Source organism: Mesorhizobium sp. L-8-3 (assembly GCF_016756615.1).
Taxonomy (GTDB): Bacteria; Pseudomonadota; Alphaproteobacteria; order Rhizobiales; family Rhizobiaceae.
This window is the reverse complement of record NZ_AP023262.1, coordinates 2,581,625-2,599,009: the sequence shown is the minus strand read 5'-3', so window position 1 is coordinate 2,599,009 and position 17,385 is coordinate 2,581,625. Positions and strand designations below refer to the sequence as shown.

The following is a 17,385-nucleotide window of genomic DNA, read 5'->3' as shown; positions in this document are numbered from 1 at the left end:
AGCCGATCGGCCCCGGTGATTTGGTCGGGCGCAGCCGTTTCGACGGCGATCTTCACCCCACTCGCAGATGACACTAGAAGCCTCCCAATACAGTAAAATTCCTCTAATCGCGACTTGACGTCACTGCAACTTTACGTGAAAATTACCGCAATTTGAGGACTACCGGTTCTGATTGCTGCCCAGGAGGAAACAGCATGCTTCACGGATCGACGGCGCCGCATCTGAAGAATCCGACGATCATTCCGTTGCTCGACGAGATCCGGGAGCGCCGGGACGAATTCGAGAAACTGACCTATGTCCCCCCGGACATCGTGCGGAAGCTCCAGTCTGCCGGCATCTATCGCGCCTTCGTTCCCAGGAAACTCGGCGGCGACGAGCTCTCGCCGGGCGAATTTCTCGAGACGATCGAACTGCTGTCGACCGCCGACGCGTCCACGGGATGGGTCGCGAGCTTCGGCGTGTCGACCATCTATCTGGCGGCGCTGCCGCCGGATGTCTTTAACGAGATCTATCGCAAGGATCCCGATACGGTCTTCGCCGGCGCGATCTTTCCGCCGCAGCGCGCCGAAAGGGTGACCGGCGGCTTCAAGGTCTCGGGCCGCTGGCCCTACTGCTCCGGCTGCATGGGCGCATCGCTGATCGGCGCCGGCATCAGCATCGAGGACGAAGGCAAGCCTTCAGGCCTGCCCCGCATGGCGCTGATGCCGCGCCAGAGCATCTCGATCCGCCACACATGGGAAACGGTCGGCCTCGTCGCCACCGGCAGTCACGACATCGTGGCCGACGGCGTCGTCGTTCCCGAAAGCTGGACATTCGTGCGCGGGTCGAAACCGCAGCTCGACCATGCGATCTTCCGTTTCCCGTCCATGGCGCTGGCAGCGCAGGTGCTGGCCGTCGTCGGCCTCGGCACGGCGCGCGAGGCGCTCGACTGGCTGCATCGCGAGGCGCTCGAGAAGCCCTCGATCACCGGCGCTCCGACCATTGGCGCGCGCCCCTATATCCAGGCCGAGCTCGGCAAGGCGGAAGCCCGGCTGCGCAGCGCGCGGGCGTTCTTCTACGAAACGATCGACAACAGCTGGCAGCGCGTTCTCGCCGGAGACGAGATCGGCCATCAGGAGCGCGTCATGCTCCGGTTGGCGGCAACGCAGGCCGCGCAGGAGGGTGCGGCAGTGGCCCAGATGGCGTTCTTCATGGGCGGCAGCAGCGCCATCCAGCGCGGCCATGTGCTGGCGCGTTGCATGATCGATGCAGCCTCCGTCGCGCAGCACGCATTCCTCGGGACCGGGACCTGGACATCCGCGGGGGCCGGAATGTTGGCGCAGCCGACGCCGGCCGGCTATCCCTGACGCGCCTGCGGCAAAGGGCGTGCAGCGGTTCCGGAATCGCACAGGATCAAGGAAATGGAGCATTCCCGCGGATCGGGGAAAGCGGCAATGCTCCCGGGAGGAGAACGATCATGAACAACGAGAGCGCGCTTCGATTTCGACAGGGCATGAGCCGTCTCGGCGCAGCCGTCAACATCATCACGTCGGAAGGGCCGGAAGGGCGTCACGGCATGACGGCCTCGGCGGTCTGTTCGATCACGGACACGCCCCCGACTCTGCTTGTCTGCGTCAATCGCGACAACCGGTCCCATGACGTCTTCAACGGCAATGGAAACCTGTGCGTGAACGTGCTTGCGGGGCGCCATACCCGCCTTTCCGATGCCTTTGCAGGGCGGGAGGGAGAGGATCGCTTCGCCGCAGGCGAGTGGATCAGGCTCGCTACCGGCGCTCCGGTTCTCGCCGACGCCGTTGCCGCCTTCGATTGCCGCATCGTCGAAAGACGCGCCATCGGCAGCCACTCGGTCTTCTACGCCCGGGTGGAATCGGTCCTGCTTGCCGACGGGCCGGCAGAGACCTTGATCTGGTTCGACCGCAAGTACCATCCGATGGTGGCGGGAAGCGACGGCCGGCCGCTTCCCGCCTCCTGATCAAAGCTCCGGGATCTGGAGCGCGCGGCCCATGCGTGCTTCGACGCGCATGTAGCGCCACAGGCGGTGCTCGCCCACTTCGATCGTGCGAAACAGGTTGCAGGCTGCCTTGACCGTTTCGCGGTCGGGGCAATCGGCCATGATGTAGCAGGTCCAGGGGAAGCCTGTCGGCGACGTTCCAACCATCGTCTCGTCGTCGTCGAGCGTCCCGAGCACGGTGACTCCCGGCAGCGCCGCGATGCCCTTCATCATGGCCTCGAAACCCTTCCACACCATGCCGATCTGGTCGAAGGGGAGATCGAAGAAATTCTGATGCACCGCGATGCAGAAGAGCGTCCGGATCGGTTTTGCTTCACTCATGGCCTGTTCCCATTCCTCTTTCAGATGAGCCAGGCATGTCTTCCGAAACTATGCGGCGGTCTCGGGAAAAGACATGCGCTAAATCAAGAACCTGCTGCGTGTCACCGCATCAGCCGGCCGCCATTGACGTCGAGCGTGGCGCCGGTGATGTAGCCGGCCGCCTCCGACGCCAGATAGACGACCGCGGAGCTGACTTCCCCGGGCTGCCCCAATCGCCCGGCCGGGATCGTCTTGACGACGGCGGCGATCTTTTCCGGCGGAGCGCTGGCGACCGCCGGGCTGGAGATGGCGGAAGGCGTGATCGCGTTGACGGTGATGGCATGCGGCGCCAATTCCGTCGCAAAGGCCTTGGTCAGGATGAGAATGCCGGCCTTGGAAGCCGCGTAGTGCGCGCCGGTCGCGGGGCTGGCCTGCTGGCCGGCGATCGACGACATGTTGATGATGCGGCCATAGCCGCGTTGGCGCATATGCCGGCCGGCGATCCGGCAGCCGAAAAAGGTCCCCCGCAGATTGACGGCCAGCACGCTGTCCCATTCCTCCGCGGAAATATCCCAGATGGAGCGCATGGCGGTTCGCGCGGCGTTGTTGACCATCACTTCGACGGAGCCGAATTTCGCGACCGCTGAATCGAATGCCTGCTGGAACGCCTGCTCGTCCTGAACGTCGAACTGGATGGCCGCCGCACGGGCGCCGCTTGGGTCGATCTGCTGCGCCGTCTCGGTGACCGAGGGGCTGACGTCGCAAAGGACGACGTTGCGGCCGGATGCGACGAGCGCCCTTGCGATATCGGCGCCCAGGCCCTGCGCCGCGCCGGTAATGAATGCCGTTTGCCGATCCATGACTGACCTCATCTGCGCCGTTCGATGCGGTAACCGTGCGCCTCGCGATCCCAGGTCAGCGCGGTGACGCCGTCTTCGCGAAGCTTGAACTTCTGGACCTTGCCGTTTTCGGTGCGCGGCAGGTCCGGCAGGAAAGTCACGTAGCGGGGTACGGCGAAGTAAGGGAGGCGCGTCTCGCAGAACTTCATCAGGTCGATCGTGTCGAACGTCGCGCCGGGCCGGCGGACGATCGCGGTCATGACCTCGTCTTCGGCCAGCTCGGATTGAACGGGATAGACCGCCGCCGCCTCGACCTGCGGATGGCTGAGCAGCACCTGCTCGACCTCGTAGGAAGAGATGTTCTCGCCGCGCCTCCGGATGGCTTCCTTCAGGCGGTCGACGAACTTGAAATAGCCTTCGGCGTCCCGCACCACGCGGTCGCCCGTGTGGAACCAGAGATTGCGCCAGGCCTCGACGGTCTTGTCGTCCATGCCGAAATAGCCGGTTGCGAAAGCAAACGGCTCGTCGGCCCTGAGGACGAGCTCGCCGACCTTGCCGTCTTCGACCTCATTGTCGTCCTCGTCGACGACGCGCGCCGAAAAGCCGTCGCGCAGCCGGCCCATGGTTCCCGGCTTCTGGTCGTCCAGGCCTCGGCCGAGGACGAAATTGGTTTCGGTCGAGCCGTAGGCTTCGAGCAGGGAGATGCCGGTGCGGTCCCTGAACGGCTCCTGCATGGTCGCCGGCACGCCCGGCCCGAGCGCGATGCGGATCGCGTGTTCGCGCTCCGCGGGGCTGGGGTCCCGTGCCATCAGGATCGGCACCATTGCGCCAAGCAGATATGCCACGGTCGCCTTGTGCCTGATTGCCGTGGCCCAGAAGGCGGACGCCGAAAACCGGGTCTCAAGGACATAGGTCGCGCCGGTGAGCAGCGCCTGGCCGAACGTGTTCAGCGCATTGATGTGAAACAGCGGAAGCGTCGTGAACAGCACGTCGGCTTCCGTGACGCCGAGCGCCTCGGCCGAATGCGCGCTCCACCAGAAATATTGCGCATGGGGGCAGCAGACACCCTTGGAGGGGCCGGTCGTTCCCGACGTATAGAGGATCGCCATCGTGTCGCCGGGCCGTACCGGCATGGCATCGATCGCCTGGTCGCCGCTGATGTAGGCGCGGCATGGCCGTCCCTGTATTGCGGCATCGCCCGTGCCCTCGCCGATGAGCAGGACCGTCTCGAGGGGCAGGGCCGAGAGATCCGCGGCATTGAGGGCCGGCAGAAGGTCGGGCTCGATGACCAGAAGCTTCGCGCCGCAATTGCCGAGGATGTACTGGATCTGAGGGCCCTTGGACGCGGTATTGATCGGCACGTAGACGGCGCCGAGCCAGGCGCAGCCCAGGACGAGCTCGAGGAAGCCTAGCCGGTTGCCGCTCAGGATCGCGACGCGATCGCCCCGGGTAACGCCGGCCGCGGCCAGTGCCGCGCCGGCCCTGGCGGCCGCCTCCAGTGTCTGCGAAAAGGTCCAGCTTCCTTCATCGGTGACGACCAGGGGCCGGCTACCGTACCGCGCCGCCTGCCGGTCCAGCATCGTCTGAAGCGTTCGCTCGCTGGGCATGAAGGCCTGGGATGCGCGGCTCATCTCAAACCTCCCTTTCGACCAGGGCGAGGACGCGCAGCGGGCTGCCGCTGCCCCGTTCGATCTTGAGCGGAGCAGCCACGATCAGGGCGCCCGTCGGCGGCAGCAGGTCGAGATTTGCGAGGCATTGCAGACCGTATTTGCCGGCGCCGTGCATATAGCTGTGGCATGGGTAGGGCGGGGTCAGATGCGCAGCCTGGCCGGCGTCCGTGCCGATGGTTTCGGTGCCGAAGCCGATCACGTCGCGTTCGTCCACGAGGAACCTGACCGCGGCCACGTCGGGCCCGGGCGTGTGCTGCCCTTCCTCGTCGTAGTTCTGGTAAGCCACGGGATCGGTGCGCTTCGACCAGTCCGTCCGCATCAGCACCCAGCTGCCGGCAGGGATGCGGCCATGCCGCTGCTCCCATTCGGTGATCGCCTCGACGGTCAGCAGATAGTCAGGATCCGCCGCGGCCTGTCCGGAGCAATCGATGACGCAGGCCGGCGCGATGAAATTCTCGGGCGGAATCGTGTCCGTCGCGCCATCGGGCACATATCGCCCCGTGATCCAATGGATCGGCGCGTCGAAATGCGTGCCCGTATGTTCGCCGAAGGAGATGTTGTTCCAGTACCAGCTCGGCCCGCGTTCGTCGTAGTGCGAAATCTCTTCGATCCGGAACGGCCGGCTCATCCCCATTTCCGGGGGCAGCGAAATGCTTGGAAAATCCGGCGTCAGCGTCAGCGTCAGGTCGACGACCTGAATCTGTCGCCGTGCGATCGCCGCTGCAAGATCTGAAAGCAACATCGGTGTCAGCCCGCGCTCGATGGCGTCGCAACCATCAGTTCTCGTTCGAGGGTTTTCGGATCGTCGCGCCAGCGCGCATGCCAATCCCTGGCGATCGGGTCCGCATAGACGTCTTCGACCGCGCCTTTCAACGCGCCGACCACCGCATTGGCAAGCGCCGACGGCGCGACCTTCGGCGGCAGCATCAACTGCGCCCATTCGTCGTCGACGGGGCCGGAAAATACGTTGATCACCCGGATGCCCGCCGGCCGCATATCGGCGCGCAGGCACTGCGCCAGTGAAAGCGCTGCCGCATGCGACGCCGAATAGGTGCCCTGCGGCGGGAAGCTGGAGAGCGCGAAGATCGACAGAAGGTTGACCCATGCCACGGCATTGTCGCGTCCGTCGGCGGCGCGCCCGCGCAAGGCCGGCCCGAATGCCTGGGCGAGCCGCAACAGGCCGAGATAATTGACATCCATCTCGGACTGCGCGTTCTCCACGCCGGCGCGCCCGGCAATGCCGAAGGTCCGGTGATGGTCCGCCGTGTTGATGACGATATCGACCTTGCCGCCGATCTTGCCGGCAAGCTCCATCACGGATCTGCTGTCCGTGACGTCGAGCGGCACAAACGTGACCTGCGGCAGATCCTTCAGGCCGGCAAAGCCCGGCGGGTTCTTCCAGGGCTCGGCATTGCCGACCCAGATCAGTTCCGCCCCGGCGACCGACAAGGCGCGGACCACGGCCTGGCCCGTCTGGCTCTTGCCGTCGGTCACCAGGATCTTGCGGCCCTTGGGATCGCAGGTCATCTCGCGCAGGCGCGGATCGCTGCCGAGGTCGGGCGCGACCTCGCGAGGGCTGGCGATCAGGGTGGCCTGACCGGCACGATCGAGCGCGGCGGATACGCGGACGAGGGTCGGCGCCGCAGGGCAGCTCGCCTCGACATGCGTCATGACGGTCGGGCCGGCTTCGAGCTTCACCATCCCCAGCCGCCAGGGCGAGCGCTCGCGGTAATAGAGTTCCTGCGAGGCATGCGACAGCGTCTCGCTGATCAGCTCTCCCGCGCCGTTCTGGCGGCGCCATGTGAGTTGGTCGCCGAGGCACTGGCGACAGATCTCGGTGGCGGGATATTGCACGGCGCCGCATGCGTCGCACACCTGCAGCTCGAGCGTGCCGACAGCCGCTCCCGCCGTCATGCCGAGCGCGACGCGGCTGCGCGCGATGGGCGGCAACGTCGCCTGGCGGGTGCGCAGGATCGGATTCTTTCGCTTGGCTTTGACGGTCATTTCGCACCCAGGATGGCCGCGCCGCTGCACAGGCCTCTGTCATAATTCATCATGCCGAAGCCGCTGATCAGAGCATGCTGGACGTCGTCCACCAGGGCGCCCAGCCGGGCGCCGGTCACCTGGCGAATCCCCTCGACCAGGCCGAGGAAGCCGCCCGCCGCGCCGGCCTGCCCGACCGACAATTGGCCCCCCGACGTGTTGAACGGGAACGAGCCGCCGCCATGGAACGTGTTTCGCCGGACGAATTCCGGAGCTTCTCCCTTCTTGCAGAAGCCGAGATCCTCGAACTGGATCATGTTGATCACGGGGTAGTCGTCATAGGTCTCCACGACATCCACGTCCTCGGGGCCGATGGAAGCCTGCCGGTAAAGCGCGTCCCGATCGAGCGCCCAGCCGCCGCGATACTGGATGGGATCGTCGGGGAAGGGATTGTGCCGTTCCACGGCGCCGAGCAGGCGGGCATAGGGCAGGCCCGCGCGTTCGGCCTCGGCGCGCCGCATGACGAGAAATCCCTCGGCGCCGGCGCATGGCATCACGCAATCGAAGAGACGGATGGGGTCGGCGATGATGCGCGAGGAGAGATATTCGTCGAGCGTCAGCGGTTTCCTGAACAGCGCATATGGGAACCGCAGCGCATTGTCGCGCTGCGCCACGCACAGCTTGCCGAAGTCTTCCGGCCTGGCGCCGAACATGCGCATGTAATAGGCGGTCAGGAAAGCAAAGCTGACATTCGGACCGCCGCCGCCATAGGGATAGACGGCATCCTGCGCGGCCCGGCTGAAGCTGGCCGTGCTCTGGCGGAACGTATCGACCTGATTGGTGTCGCCCGCGATGCACGCCACGATGCGGGCATCGCCGCACTGGACGGCGCGCGCCGCCCGGCGCAAGGAGACGAGGGCACTGGCGCCGCCCATCGGAATATGGTCCAGCCAGCGCAGCGTGACGCCGAGTTGCTGCGTCAGGCCGACGGCCGTGTCCGGCGCCATGGTGAAGCTCGCCACGCACAGACCGTCGAGGCGCGACTTCGGCAGGCCGCTCTGCCGAAGCAGCTCGGCCATCACCTTCCCGAGAAACCAATGCGCGCTTTTGATCGAATAGCGTTGATAGGGAATGCTGACGGGCGCCGCCAGAACGACGTCGTCATAGCCCGCGGCGGGAGAGGTTGTCGTCAAATCGTCGGTCACGAGTGCCCACCCAGATAGGTCGCGGCAACGCGCGGGTCGTGCAGGAGTTCCGACGCGGGGCCGGAATGGACGATGGAGCCGGTCTCCAGCACATAGCCGTAGTCCGCCGTTTCGAGCGCGGCGCGAGCATTCTGCTCGACCAGCAGCACCGAGACGCCGGTCGAGCGCAGCGAGGCGATGATCTCGAAGATCTCGCGCACGATCAGCGGCGCGAGACCGAGGCTCGGCTCGTCGAGCAGGAGCAGTCTGGGCTTGGCCATCAAAGCGCGACCGAGCGCCAGCATCTGCCGCTCGCCGCCCGACAGCGTGTTGGCCTGCTGGGCGCGGCGCTCCGCCAGCCGCGGGAAGCGTGCATAGACGGCATCGAGATCCCGCTTGATCGCCTCCTTCTCGTTCCGGCGCCAGTAGCCGCCGAGCACGAGATTGTCCGCCACCGTCATGTCGCCGAACAGTTCACGCTTTTCGGGCACCAGGCAGAGGCCCTGTTCGAGCCTCGCCTCGACCTCGAGCCGTTGCAGGTCGCGGCCGCGATAGGTCATTGCACCGCGCGAGGGCAGCAGGCCGGCGATGGCGGCAAGCAGTGTGGTCTTGCCCGCGCCGTTGGGCCCGATGACCGTCACGGTCTGCCCCTGCTGCATGGCCAGGGAAACGCCGCGCACGGCTTCGACGCGCCCGTAGGAAATATGCAGGTCGTTGATGTCGAGCAGGATTGTCATGCGACGCCACCCAGATACGCTTCCTGAACCTGGCTGTCGGCGCGCACTGCGGCCGGTGCTCCCTCCGTCAGCTTCGAGCCGAACACCATGACGACGATCCGGTCGACGAGGTTCATGACGAATTCCATATCGTGTTCGACCAAAAGTATGGTCACGCCTTCCGCCCGCAGGGCGCGCAGGAGTTCGGCCAGCGCCTGCTTCTCCATGCGGCGCAGGCCGGCGGCCGGCTCATCGAGGATCAGCAGCGCCGGGTCGGCGGCGAGCGCGCGCGCCACCTCGAGGATGCGTTGCGCGCCGAGCGAGAGGTTCCCCGCCAGTTCATGCGGATTGTCGCCCAGGCCGACGCGCTTCAACTGCCGATAGGCTTCGTGATAGGCGATGCGCTCCTCGTTCCTGTCGAGCGCAAGGGCGCCTGAGACGAACCCTGCCTTGGTGCGCTGATAGGTGCCCAGGACGACATTGTCGATCAATGACATGTTGGGCCGCAGCTTGACGTGCTGGAACGTGCGGGCGAGTCCGAGGGCGGCGATCCTGCGCGACGGCGCCTTGCTGATGTCCTCGCCGAAAAGCGTGATCTTTCCCTCGTCGGCGTGCAGGGCCCCGGCGATAAGGTTGAACATCGTGCTCTTGCCGGCACCGTTCGGACCGATCAGCGCGAGGATTTCGCCCGCACGGATCGAGAAGCCCATGTTGTTGACCGCGACCAGGCCGCCGAAGCGCTTGGTGAGCCCCTCGACCTCGAGCAGCGGCGTGCCCGCCTTCGGCATCTCGCGCCGCTCCATATCGGAGGCGGCGGCCGGCGGCGCCGGCTTGCGGCGGGGGAGCCACCGCCGCACCAGCGAGACGATGCCGCCGCGCGCATGGTGCAGCAGCACGATGAAGAGCACGCTGAAGACCACGACCTCCATCTGCTCGGAATGCTGGGTGAAGGCGGGCAGGATGTCCTGCAGATAGTTCTTGGCGAGCGTGATCGCAGCGGCGCCGACGACCGCGCCGACGATGTAGCCCTGGCCGCCGGCGATCGCCATGAACAGATATTCGATGCTGGCGCGCACGTCGAATGGCGCGGGGCTGACGAAGCGGCTCATATGCGCATATAGCCAGCCCGAGATCGCCGCCAGCAGCGCCGCGACCACGAAGGTGACCAGGCGGATGCGGAACGTGTTGATCCCGAGGCTTTCGCTCATCTGCTTGCCGCCGCGCAGGCTGCGGATGGCCCGGCCCTCGCGCGCCCGCAGAAGATTGGAGCACAGGAGCATGCAAAGCCCCAGCGTGATCCAGATGAGGTAGTACATCGCGCCGTTGGAAGCGAAGGAAACAGGGCCGAGGGCTATCGGCGGCACGCCCGAAAGCCCGCCGAAGCGACCGAGCGCCTCCAGGTTGCCGAAGAGATAGAAGATGGCGATGCCCCAGGCGATCGTGCTCAGCGGCAGGAAATGGCCCTTGAGCCGCAGGGTCACGCCGCCGATGACGAAGGCGGAGCCGCCCGTGATCACGCAGGCGACCAGCAGCCCCAGCCACGGCGAAAAACCCTGCGTGGCGGTCAGCCAGGCGCTGGCATAGGCGCTGATGCCCACGAAGGACGCCTGGCCGAAGGACGTCACGCCGCCGATGCCCGTCAGGATCACCAGGCCGAGCACGGCCACGGCATAGACGCCGATATAGTTCATCAGCGTGACGGTGAACGTCCCCGCGAAGAACGGCATGAGGATCAGCGCGAGAGCAGCAGCCAGGCTGGCGACAAGACGGATGTTGACCATGGCTCCTACTCGTCCTCTTCGAGATCATCCTCGTCGGGACTGCCCAGCGAGCGCCAGACAAGGACGGGAATGAGCACGCCGAAGATCACCACTTCCTTGAAGGCGCTGTTCCAGAACGACGCGTAACTCTCGAGGAGCCCTACCAGGATGGCGCCCGCGGCCGTGAGCGGATAGCTGACCAGGCCGCCGACAATGGCGCCGACGAAGGCCTTGAGGCCGAACAGGAAGCCGGAATCGTAGTAGATCGAGGTGATCGGGCCGATCAGTATGCCGGCGACCGCGCCGAGGCCGGACGCCAGCAGGAAGGCGATACCGCTTGTTCTGGAGGGCCGGATGCCGACGATCCTGGCGCCGATCTGGTTGACAGCCGTCGCCCGCAGCGCCTTGCCCGTCAGTGTCCGGTCGAAGAAGACGAAGAGCAGGATGCTGAAGAGAACGGACGCCAGGACGACGAGGATCGCCTGCACCGAAACGATGACGCCGCCGAGATTGAGGAACTCCCTCGTGAAGGGCTCCGTGCGAAATCCTTCCGGCCCGAAGAACAGCAATCCCAGGCCGGCCAGCGCGAAATGCAGCGCCACCGCCACGATCAGCAGCACCAGCACCGGCGCGTTCGCGATCGGCCGGAACGCCAGGCGGTAAAGCAGCGGCCCGAGCGGCAAGACCAGGAAAAACGCCAGGGCGATCTCGATGACCGGCGGCCAGTCGACGCCGGCGAAGAAAAAGACGAAGGCGGCAGGCAGGACGGGCAGGACGAAATAGACCGCGGCGAAAGGCAGGATCTTGCCGGGCTGCCCTGCCCGGACGAGCCGGACCGCCTCGATCAGCACGGCCGCCGCCGCCAGGACGGCGACCAGCCACACCGTGCCGGGCACCTGATGCGCCTGGATCGCCGCCAGGGACAGGGCCGTAAAGGCCGCGATGTCGCCGAAGGGAACGAAAATGACGCGCGTTACCGAAAAAATCAGCACGATGCCGAGGGCGACGAGAACGTAAATTGCACCGTTGGCAATACCGTCCACCGCAAGAATCAGCATAGTCTCTATGGACATGCGAATTTCGCTCCCCATTTTTAAGCAAAATTCACATATAAAACGCCACCTTTCAAGGGCAAAATGATGGAAAAAGAATCTGGAAACGGCATGAACGCCACCACCCCGGCCATCGCGCAGGGCGACGACGCGGCGCTGCGCCACGAACAGGCGATCAACGCCTTCGAATATGCGGTCTGGCATCTCGGCTCGGCCTTCGCGCGCTGGCGCAGGGACTGCCTCGCCTGCCTGCCGGATGCATCGCTGAGCGGCGCCGAGGCATCGATACTGCACATCGTCCATCTGAACGGCACGCCCAAGGGGCTGGCCGAGATCAGCCGGCTGCTGCATCGCGACGACATCGCGAACCTTCAATACGGCGTGAAAAAGCTGCTGTCGCAGGGATACCTGGTCAAAAGCGACCCCAAGGCCGCCAAGAAGACGGTGACCTACACGACATCCAAGCGCGGCGAGGAACTGGTCGAGGCCTACCTCAAATTGCGTCGGGATACGCTGATGCGCCTGACGGATCGTATCGCGGGCATGACCGAGGCGATCGACGAAGCGACCACCATGCTGCATGTGATGATCGGAATCTACGATCAGGCCAGCAACATCGCGGCGGGCAACCGCGGAGCGATCGGCGCGATGAGACCATAAAAATTTACTTGCAAAGGCGCAAGTTTGTGGCACATTTTCATTTTAATCGCGGGGAGGGTCCGCGATGAAATGGGAGAGTTTCATGAATAGACGCGCACTACTCGTATCCACGGCGGCCGTTTTCGTGTTCGGCTCGGCTGCGCTGGCCAATGCCGAAGAGATCAAGGTCGGTTTCGTGACGTCGATGTCCGGTCCGGTCTCGTCCCTTGGCATCCCCTACGCCAAGGGCATCGCGGCGGGCGCCGCCGCGATTTCTGAGATCGACGGGAATCCCGTCAAGCTCATTCAACTCGACGACGCGTCGGATCCGAGCGCCGCGGCGCGCAACGCCCGCAAGCTGGTGGAAGAGGAGAAGGTCGACATACTGATCGGCAGCGCGGGCTCGCCCGCCGCATTGGCGATGGCCGCCGTGGCCGCGGAGCTCAAGGTGCCTCTTATCTCCATCGCCAACGCCAATCCTCAGGGCGAAGCCGGCGCGTGGACCGTCACCATACCCCAGCCGGCGCCCTTGATGGTGGGCGCCGTCACCAGGCACATGCAGGCGAACGGCGTCAAGAAAGTCGCCTATATCGGCTTCAGCGACGCGTGGGGCGACCTCGTCTACGGCGCACTGCAGGAGACGACGGCCGGGACCGAAATGGAAGTCGTCACCAACGAGCGATATGCGCGCGCCGACACCTCGGCCACGGCGCAGGCATTGAAGATCGTCGCCACAGCCCCCGACGCCGTGATCACCGGCGGTTCGGGCACCCCCGGCGCCCTGCCCCACCTCGCGCTGGCCGAACGTGGCTACAGCGGGCCGCAATACGGCACCCACGCCATCATCAATCCCGATTTCGTTCGGGTCGGCGGATCCGCGGTGGACGGTGTCATCGCGCCGAGCGGCCCGGTGGTCGTTGCCGACCAGCTGGCGGATTCGAACCCGATCAAGGCCGTCGCAGCGCAGTTCGGGGCCGACTATGAAAAGGCCAATGGCGAGGACAAGCCGAATGCGTTTGCCGCCTACAGCTACGACGCCTGGCTGCTCTTCGCCGACGCGGCCAAGCGGGCCTTGCCGACAGCCAAACCCGGAACGCCGGAGTTTCGCACAGCGCTTCACGACGCCATGACGTCGACGAAGGAACTGGTCGGCACCCATGCCGTCTACAACTTCACCCCGGACAGCCGCTACGGCGTGGACGAGCGGTCGCGCGTGCTCGTGCAGTTGACCGGCGGGCAGTGGAAGCTGCTGCCGGAGCAGGAATAGTCCGACGGCGGCGCTTCCGCAGCGGGTCGCGTGACAAAGGATTGACGCGGCACGCTGCAGGTCTTGATTTCGCGCATGTCTTGTTCCCGAAACCGCTGCGCGCTTTGGGGAGACATGCTCGAGCCGCGAGGCGCCGCGCTGGACGGATCGAGGCGTCCCGAAATGGACGTCCTGAAATGGGACAGCGCAGATCCGGAGTCCGCGAGCGTCTCCTCGTTGCGGAGATCTGCGCGTCGGCCCGACATTTTGCTTCAGATCGTCGGGCCGACACGGCAGGTGCCTTGGCTGGAACACGGTCGCCCCCGCCCGGGGAACGGCGCCTGCCACCCCCCGGCAAGCAGACACCGCCTCCATCGCATCGAACCGAAGAGCGGAAACGGCTTCGGAACGCACGATGCGACTGTTTCAGACCGTGGAACGCCCTCAAGCGTTCGACCAAGTCGCGAACTCGCCGGGGTATTCGCCCCTGGCCCCTCCCCGGCGAGCCGTACTTCCCTGGCTTTGGCAAGAAGTCAGGACCGGTATCCTCCGGCAACCCCATCGTTGCAAGCTGCGTGCCAGATGATTTTTCCCGGAATGGGACAGTTCTTGGACGCCTGTTGGGCTGAGTTCCGGTAAACACGTTCGAAAATGGGTGTTGCCTTTGTCTCGTGTATCAGATCAGGTCGCCGTTGCGTTTCAGCCGAGCGGAATGACGTCCACGACTTGCTTGGTCGTCTGCGAGCCCGCTGTCCACAGCACGCCCTTGACCGGTGCAACGTCCGAATAGTCGCGGCCCCGGGCCACGACGATGTGATCGGAGGAAACGCGGATCGCGTTGGTGGGATCGAACTCCACCCAGCCGGTCTGCGTTCCGCACCACGCGGCGACCCAGGCATGCATGGCGTCGGCACCTTCCAGCCGCGGCTGCCCCTGCGGCGGCTCGGTTCGAAGGAAACCGCTGACATAGCCGGCAGGCACGCCGATCTCGCGCAGGCACGCGATCATGATGTGGGAAAAGTCCTGGCACACGCCGTGGCGGGCAGCGAAGGCGTCGGCCATGGTCGTTTCGACAGTGGTCGCCTCCGGATCGTAGCGCATGTCCGAATGGAGAGCCTGATTGATCGCGGCGACCGCATCCAGCACCGAGTTGCAGCCGCGGGTGACGGCCAGCGCATAGTCGCTGACGGCTGAATCCGGAGCAATGCGTGGCGAGGGGCCGAGGAAATGATGCGGTGACTGCGGTGCCAGCGAGCGAAACGCCTCGATTTCGCTGCGCAAGATCGCAAGTGACGGCGAGATGTCGAGCTGATCGGCAACGGCCCATCGCTCCATGCGAGCCCGCACGGTGAAGGCGATCTCGTCATGCGCCTGCGCGAAGACCAGTCCGGTCATGCGGTTGCCGAAAAAATCCACCTGGTCGTGGCGCTCTTGCGGGCGCGGGCTGATGTCGAGCGAACCGGCGATCATCCGTTGCGATCCGGGTATCTCGGCCGGCATCAGGCGCAGCAGATGGCGGCCATTCGCAGCCGGGCGGCCATATTCGTAGGTGGTTGTCATCCGCACTTCGTAGAGCATGGCCGGAGCCTATCGCAGATAGGCGTCGGACAGGAGGTCCGACAAATGCGCCAGCTCTTTGCCGCAATCGATGAAATATTCCGTCGAAAGCTCCTCCGGCGTCTTCACTGCCAGCCCCGAATGCAGCTGCAGAACGGCCCGCGCCAGCGGCGAGCGCGCGCCGTTCCTGTCGCTCATGGGTAGAAGACCGATCTGCTCGCCCAATTCGGCAAAGTGATAGATGATCGAACGCGGGTTCATCGTATCCAGCGCCAAAAGGTCCACCACGGTCTCACGGGTTGTCGTGATCGCGTAGCGGCGGCGGTGCGACATCGAACTGTCGCCCACTTCCACCGCCAGGTCGAGCGCGCCTGCAGGCGCTTCTTCATCGGCAAAATGCGCCAGCAGCGACGCTATCGAGACGGCGCGCTCGAGCGAGCGTCCGATCGTCAGGAACCGCCAGCCATTGAAGCGATACATGTTTTCGTGGACGAGACCGGAAAAGCCGGAGATCTTGCGCAGCAGCACGCCCATGGCATGGGCCTCGTCCGCGCCTTCGCCGACGGTGGTCGACATGCGTCGCGCCGTTTTGGCAAGGTCGTTGAGCGCCGCCCAACCATCGATCGAGAAACGGTCGCGCACACGACCCGCGCTTGCTATCGCCGAGCGCAGCGTCGTTTGCACAGCCTCGGGAATGCGCTGTTCCGGATCGATGCCCAAGCAGTCCAGATAGAAACGCAGATCGGTCAGCAGCGGCGTGTCGGCCCGCGCCGCCTCGGCCAGACGCATATGCCAGGCGCGCAGCAGCCGCATGGTTCCTTCGGCGCGTTCGACATAGCGGCCGAGCCAATAGAGGTTGTCTGCCGCGCGGCTGGGCAATACGCCGAGGTCCGGGCGCACGTAGGTAGCGTTGCGGGCGGGCAGCAGCGTGTCGGTTTCAACCGGTCGATCGCTGACCACCCACACATCCGCGACCGAGCCGCCGCGCTGCATGGCAAGCGCCGACGGATCGTCGCTGTGGCCGATCCTCGCATAGCCGCCCGGCATGACCTGCCAGCCGTCCCTCGTCCGGGCCAGGAACACGCGCAGCGTCGCAGGGCGGGGTTTCAGTTGCCTGCCTGCATAGGTCGGGGTGGTCGAAAGCCTTATCGCTTCCTGACCTACGAGCAGGGCACCATTTGTGACGAGGCGCCACTCCAGGGAGGCATCGTTTCGACTACGGAACCAGCCGGCCCCGGCATCGTCGTCTCCGGCTTCGAGGGAAGGCCGTGTCGAAAGCGCCGGACCGATCGTCATGTTGCGGGCATTGGCCAGCACATGGTCGCGTGCCCCGGGGTCTCCGCACCACCAGGTCGCGATGTTGGGAATGGCGAGTTGCTCGCCGCGAAGCACCTCGCAGATGCGTGGCAGGAAGGCCAGCAGCGCGCGTGTTTCCAGGATCCCGCTGCCCAGTCCGTTGACGATCGCAAGGTTGCCGCGGCGCACCGCCTCGACGAGGCCGGCGGTGCCCAGCGTCGAGGCGTCGTCGAGTTCCAGCGGATCGACCCAGGAGGAGTCGAGCCGCCGCCAGAGCACGCTCACCGGCCTTGACCCCGCTATCGTTCGCACCATGACGCGGCCATTCTCCACGACGAGGTCCTCGCCCTCGAGAAGCATCATGCCGAGATAGCGAGCGATATAGGCATGCTCGTAGTATGTTTCGTTGAGAGGCCCCGGCGTCAGGATCGCCGCATGGCCCGTCTTCCCATCGGCGAGCCCGTCCAGTGCATCGCGGAAGGCACGGAAGAAGCCCGCCAGACGATGCACTTTTTCATCGGCATAGAAGTCCGAGAAGGTCCGCGCGGTGGCAACCCTGTTCTCGAGCGCGAAGCCCGCTCCCGACGGTGCCTGCGTACGGTCGCCCAGCACCCACCAGCGTCCATCCGGGCCGCGCCCGATCTCGAAGGCGACGAAATGGAGGAAGTAATCCGGCCTGACACCGACGAGAGGCCGCAACCATTCGGGGCTGGCGGCAACAAGCGCGGCAGGCAAATGGCCGTCCAAGATCAGCCTCTGCGGGCCATAGAGGTCGGTGACCACCGATTCCAGCAGGTCCGCGCGCTGGACCAGCCCCGCTGCCAGTTCCCGCCATTCGTTTTCGTGGATCAGCACCGGCACATGGCTCAGCGGCCAGTCGCGCTCCAGCGATTCCGCATGGCCGTATTGGCGGAAGAACACGCCCGCATCCCGCAGATATTCGTCACCGCGCGCGAAGCGCTGCGCGATCTCCTCGGCATCGAACGATGCAAAATGATCGACGAAGCGCCGCCAGACGGGTTTGACGCGACCGTCGGCGTCCATCATCTCATCTGGAACGCCGGCCAGCGGGCGATAGCCGCCGAGGAGAGCGGGCATCTGCGACGATGTCCGGCGCGGCTCGGCGGCCATG

The 17,385-nt window shown here is 65.4% G+C and carries 15 protein-coding genes; 4 read left to right on the top strand and 11 right to left on the bottom strand.

Translation table 11 applies throughout. From position 1 onward, the window contains the following. The first annotated feature begins 194 nt into the window (after nt 1-194). Together JN302_RS12275 and JN302_RS12270 are read left to right on the top strand one after the other, a co-directional pair. Nucleotides 195-1,346, top strand: coding sequence for a flavin-dependent monooxygenase (locus JN302_RS12275; RefSeq protein WP_202333032.1), 1,152 nt, complete (start codon nt 195-197; stop codon nt 1,344-1,346). 110 nt (nt 1,347-1,456) lie between these two features. After that, entirely contained in the window at nt 1,457-1,972 is a 516-nt protein-coding gene (locus JN302_RS12270; protein ID WP_202312448.1) for a flavin reductase, read from the top strand. Here the strand turns inward: JN302_RS12270 and JN302_RS12265 are convergent, their stop codons facing one another. The 9 genes from JN302_RS12265 to JN302_RS12225 all read right to left on the bottom strand — a co-directional run bounded on the left by JN302_RS12265 (nt 1,973) and on the right by JN302_RS12225 (nt 11,536). Then, a complete protein-coding gene (locus JN302_RS12265) occupies nt 1,973-2,332 on the bottom strand; it encodes a hypothetical protein (RefSeq protein ID WP_202312447.1) in 360 nt (119 codons plus the stop codon). A gap of 101 nt (nt 2,333-2,433) precedes the next feature. After that, nucleotides 2,434-3,171 (bottom strand): SDR family oxidoreductase, encoded by a 738-nt coding sequence (locus JN302_RS12260; RefSeq protein ID WP_202312445.1) that lies wholly within the window; start codon nt 3,169-3,171, stop codon nt 2,434-2,436. Between the two features lie 8 nt (nt 3,172-3,179). Beyond that, on the bottom strand, nt 3,180-4,781 hold the full coding sequence (locus JN302_RS12255) for an ATP-dependent acyl-CoA ligase (RefSeq protein ID WP_202312443.1): 1,602 nt from the start codon (nt 4,779-4,781) through the stop codon (nt 3,180-3,182). Between the two features lies 1 nt (nt 4,782). Continuing rightward, the gene (locus tag JN302_RS12250) at nt 4,783-5,562 is read right to left on the bottom strand and encodes a cyclase family protein (protein WP_202333031.1); all 780 of its coding nucleotides are present in this window, start codon (nt 5,560-5,562) and stop codon (nt 4,783-4,785) included. Between the two features lie 5 nt (nt 5,563-5,567). Further along, entirely contained in the window at nt 5,568-6,824 is a 1,257-nt protein-coding gene (locus JN302_RS12245; RefSeq protein ID WP_202333030.1) for an SDR family NAD(P)-dependent oxidoreductase, read from the bottom strand. Continuing rightward, the gene (locus tag JN302_RS12240; RefSeq protein WP_244846302.1) at nt 6,821-8,008 is read right to left on the bottom strand and encodes a thiolase family protein; all 1,188 of its coding nucleotides are present in this window, start codon (nt 8,006-8,008) and stop codon (nt 6,821-6,823) included. Before JN302_RS12240 ends, JN302_RS12245 begins: the two co-directional genes overlap by 4 nt. Next, nucleotides 8,005-8,724: an ABC transporter ATP-binding protein gene (locus JN302_RS12235; protein WP_202312437.1), complete on the bottom strand. Its 720-nt coding sequence runs from the start codon at nt 8,722-8,724 to the stop codon at nt 8,005-8,007. The genes JN302_RS12240 and JN302_RS12235 overlap by 4 nt, the downstream gene beginning before the upstream one ends. After that, on the bottom strand, nt 8,721-10,484 hold the full coding sequence (locus tag JN302_RS12230; protein ID WP_202333029.1) for a branched-chain amino acid ABC transporter ATP-binding protein/permease: 1,764 nt from the start codon (nt 10,482-10,484) through the stop codon (nt 8,721-8,723). Before JN302_RS12230 ends, JN302_RS12235 begins: the two co-directional genes overlap by 4 nt. Before the next feature lie 5 nt (nt 10,485-10,489). Further along, nucleotides 10,490-11,536, bottom strand: coding sequence for a branched-chain amino acid ABC transporter permease (locus JN302_RS12225; RefSeq protein WP_202333028.1), 1,047 nt, complete (start codon nt 11,534-11,536; stop codon nt 10,490-10,492). Nucleotides 11,537-11,626: 90 nt separating this feature from the next. Between JN302_RS12225 and JN302_RS12220 the strand changes: the two genes are divergently transcribed. After that, the gene (locus JN302_RS12220) at nt 11,627-12,175 is read left to right on the top strand and encodes a winged helix DNA-binding protein (RefSeq protein ID WP_202312431.1); all 549 of its coding nucleotides are present in this window, start codon (nt 11,627-11,629) and stop codon (nt 12,173-12,175) included. Between the two features lie 82 nt (nt 12,176-12,257). Continuing rightward, nucleotides 12,258-13,421 (top strand): ABC transporter substrate-binding protein, encoded by a 1,164-nt coding sequence (locus tag JN302_RS12215; protein WP_202333027.1) that lies wholly within the window; start codon nt 12,258-12,260, stop codon nt 13,419-13,421. Between the two features lie 678 nt (nt 13,422-14,099). On the opposite strand, the gene JN302_RS12210 is transcribed toward JN302_RS12215, so the two are convergent. Together JN302_RS12210 and JN302_RS12205 are read right to left on the bottom strand one after the other, a co-directional pair. After that, nucleotides 14,100-14,978 (bottom strand): transglutaminase family protein, encoded by an 879-nt coding sequence (locus tag JN302_RS12210; RefSeq protein ID WP_202333026.1) that lies wholly within the window; start codon nt 14,976-14,978, stop codon nt 14,100-14,102. Nucleotides 14,979-14,987: 9 nt separating this feature from the next. Next, complete coding sequence (locus tag JN302_RS12205) at nt 14,988-17,384, bottom strand: circularly permuted type 2 ATP-grasp protein (RefSeq protein ID WP_202333025.1); 2,397 nt, start codon at nt 17,382-17,384, stop codon at nt 14,988-14,990. Between the last annotated feature and the right edge of the window lies 1 nt (nt 17,385).

Excerpts from the sequence above, each read along its gene's own strand:
- JN302_RS12275 (WP_202333032.1), top strand. The coding sequence starts at position 195 with ATGCTTCACGGATCGACGGCGCCGCATCTGAAGAATCCGACGATCATT.
- JN302_RS12270 (WP_202312448.1), top strand. The coding sequence starts at position 1,457 with ATGAACAACGAGAGCGCGCTTCGATTTCGACAGGGCATGAGCCGTCTC.
- JN302_RS12265 (WP_202312447.1), bottom strand. The coding sequence starts at position 2,332 with ATGAGTGAAGCAAAACCGATCCGGACGCTCTTCTGCATCGCGGTGCAT.
- JN302_RS12260 (WP_202312445.1), bottom strand. The coding sequence starts at position 3,171 with ATGGATCGGCAAACGGCATTCATTACCGGCGCGGCGCAGGGCCTGGGC.
- JN302_RS12255 (WP_202312443.1), bottom strand. The coding sequence starts at position 4,781 with ATGAGCCGCGCATCCCAGGCCTTCATGCCCAGCGAGCGAACGCTTCAG.
- JN302_RS12250 (WP_202333031.1), bottom strand. The coding sequence starts at position 5,562 with ATGTTGCTTTCAGATCTTGCAGCGGCGATCGCACGGCGACAGATTCAG.
- JN302_RS12245 (WP_202333030.1), bottom strand. The coding sequence starts at position 6,824 with ATGACCGTCAAAGCCAAGCGAAAGAATCCGATCCTGCGCACCCGCCAG.
- JN302_RS12235 (WP_202312437.1), bottom strand. The coding sequence starts at position 8,724 with ATGACAATCCTGCTCGACATCAACGACCTGCATATTTCCTACGGGCGC.
- JN302_RS12230 (WP_202333029.1), bottom strand. The coding sequence starts at position 10,484 with ATGGTCAACATCCGTCTTGTCGCCAGCCTGGCTGCTGCTCTCGCGCTG.
- JN302_RS12225 (WP_202333028.1), bottom strand. The coding sequence starts at position 11,536 with ATGTCCATAGAGACTATGCTGATTCTTGCGGTGGACGGTATTGCCAAC.
- JN302_RS12220 (WP_202312431.1), top strand. The coding sequence starts at position 11,627 with ATGAACGCCACCACCCCGGCCATCGCGCAGGGCGACGACGCGGCGCTG.
- JN302_RS12215 (WP_202333027.1), top strand. The coding sequence starts at position 12,258 with ATGAATAGACGCGCACTACTCGTATCCACGGCGGCCGTTTTCGTGTTC.
- JN302_RS12210 (WP_202333026.1), bottom strand. The coding sequence starts at position 14,978 with ATGCTCTACGAAGTGCGGATGACAACCACCTACGAATATGGCCGCCCG.
- JN302_RS12205 (WP_202333025.1), bottom strand. The coding sequence starts at position 17,384 with ATGGCCGCCGAGCCGCGCCGGACATCGTCGCAGATGCCCGCTCTCCTC.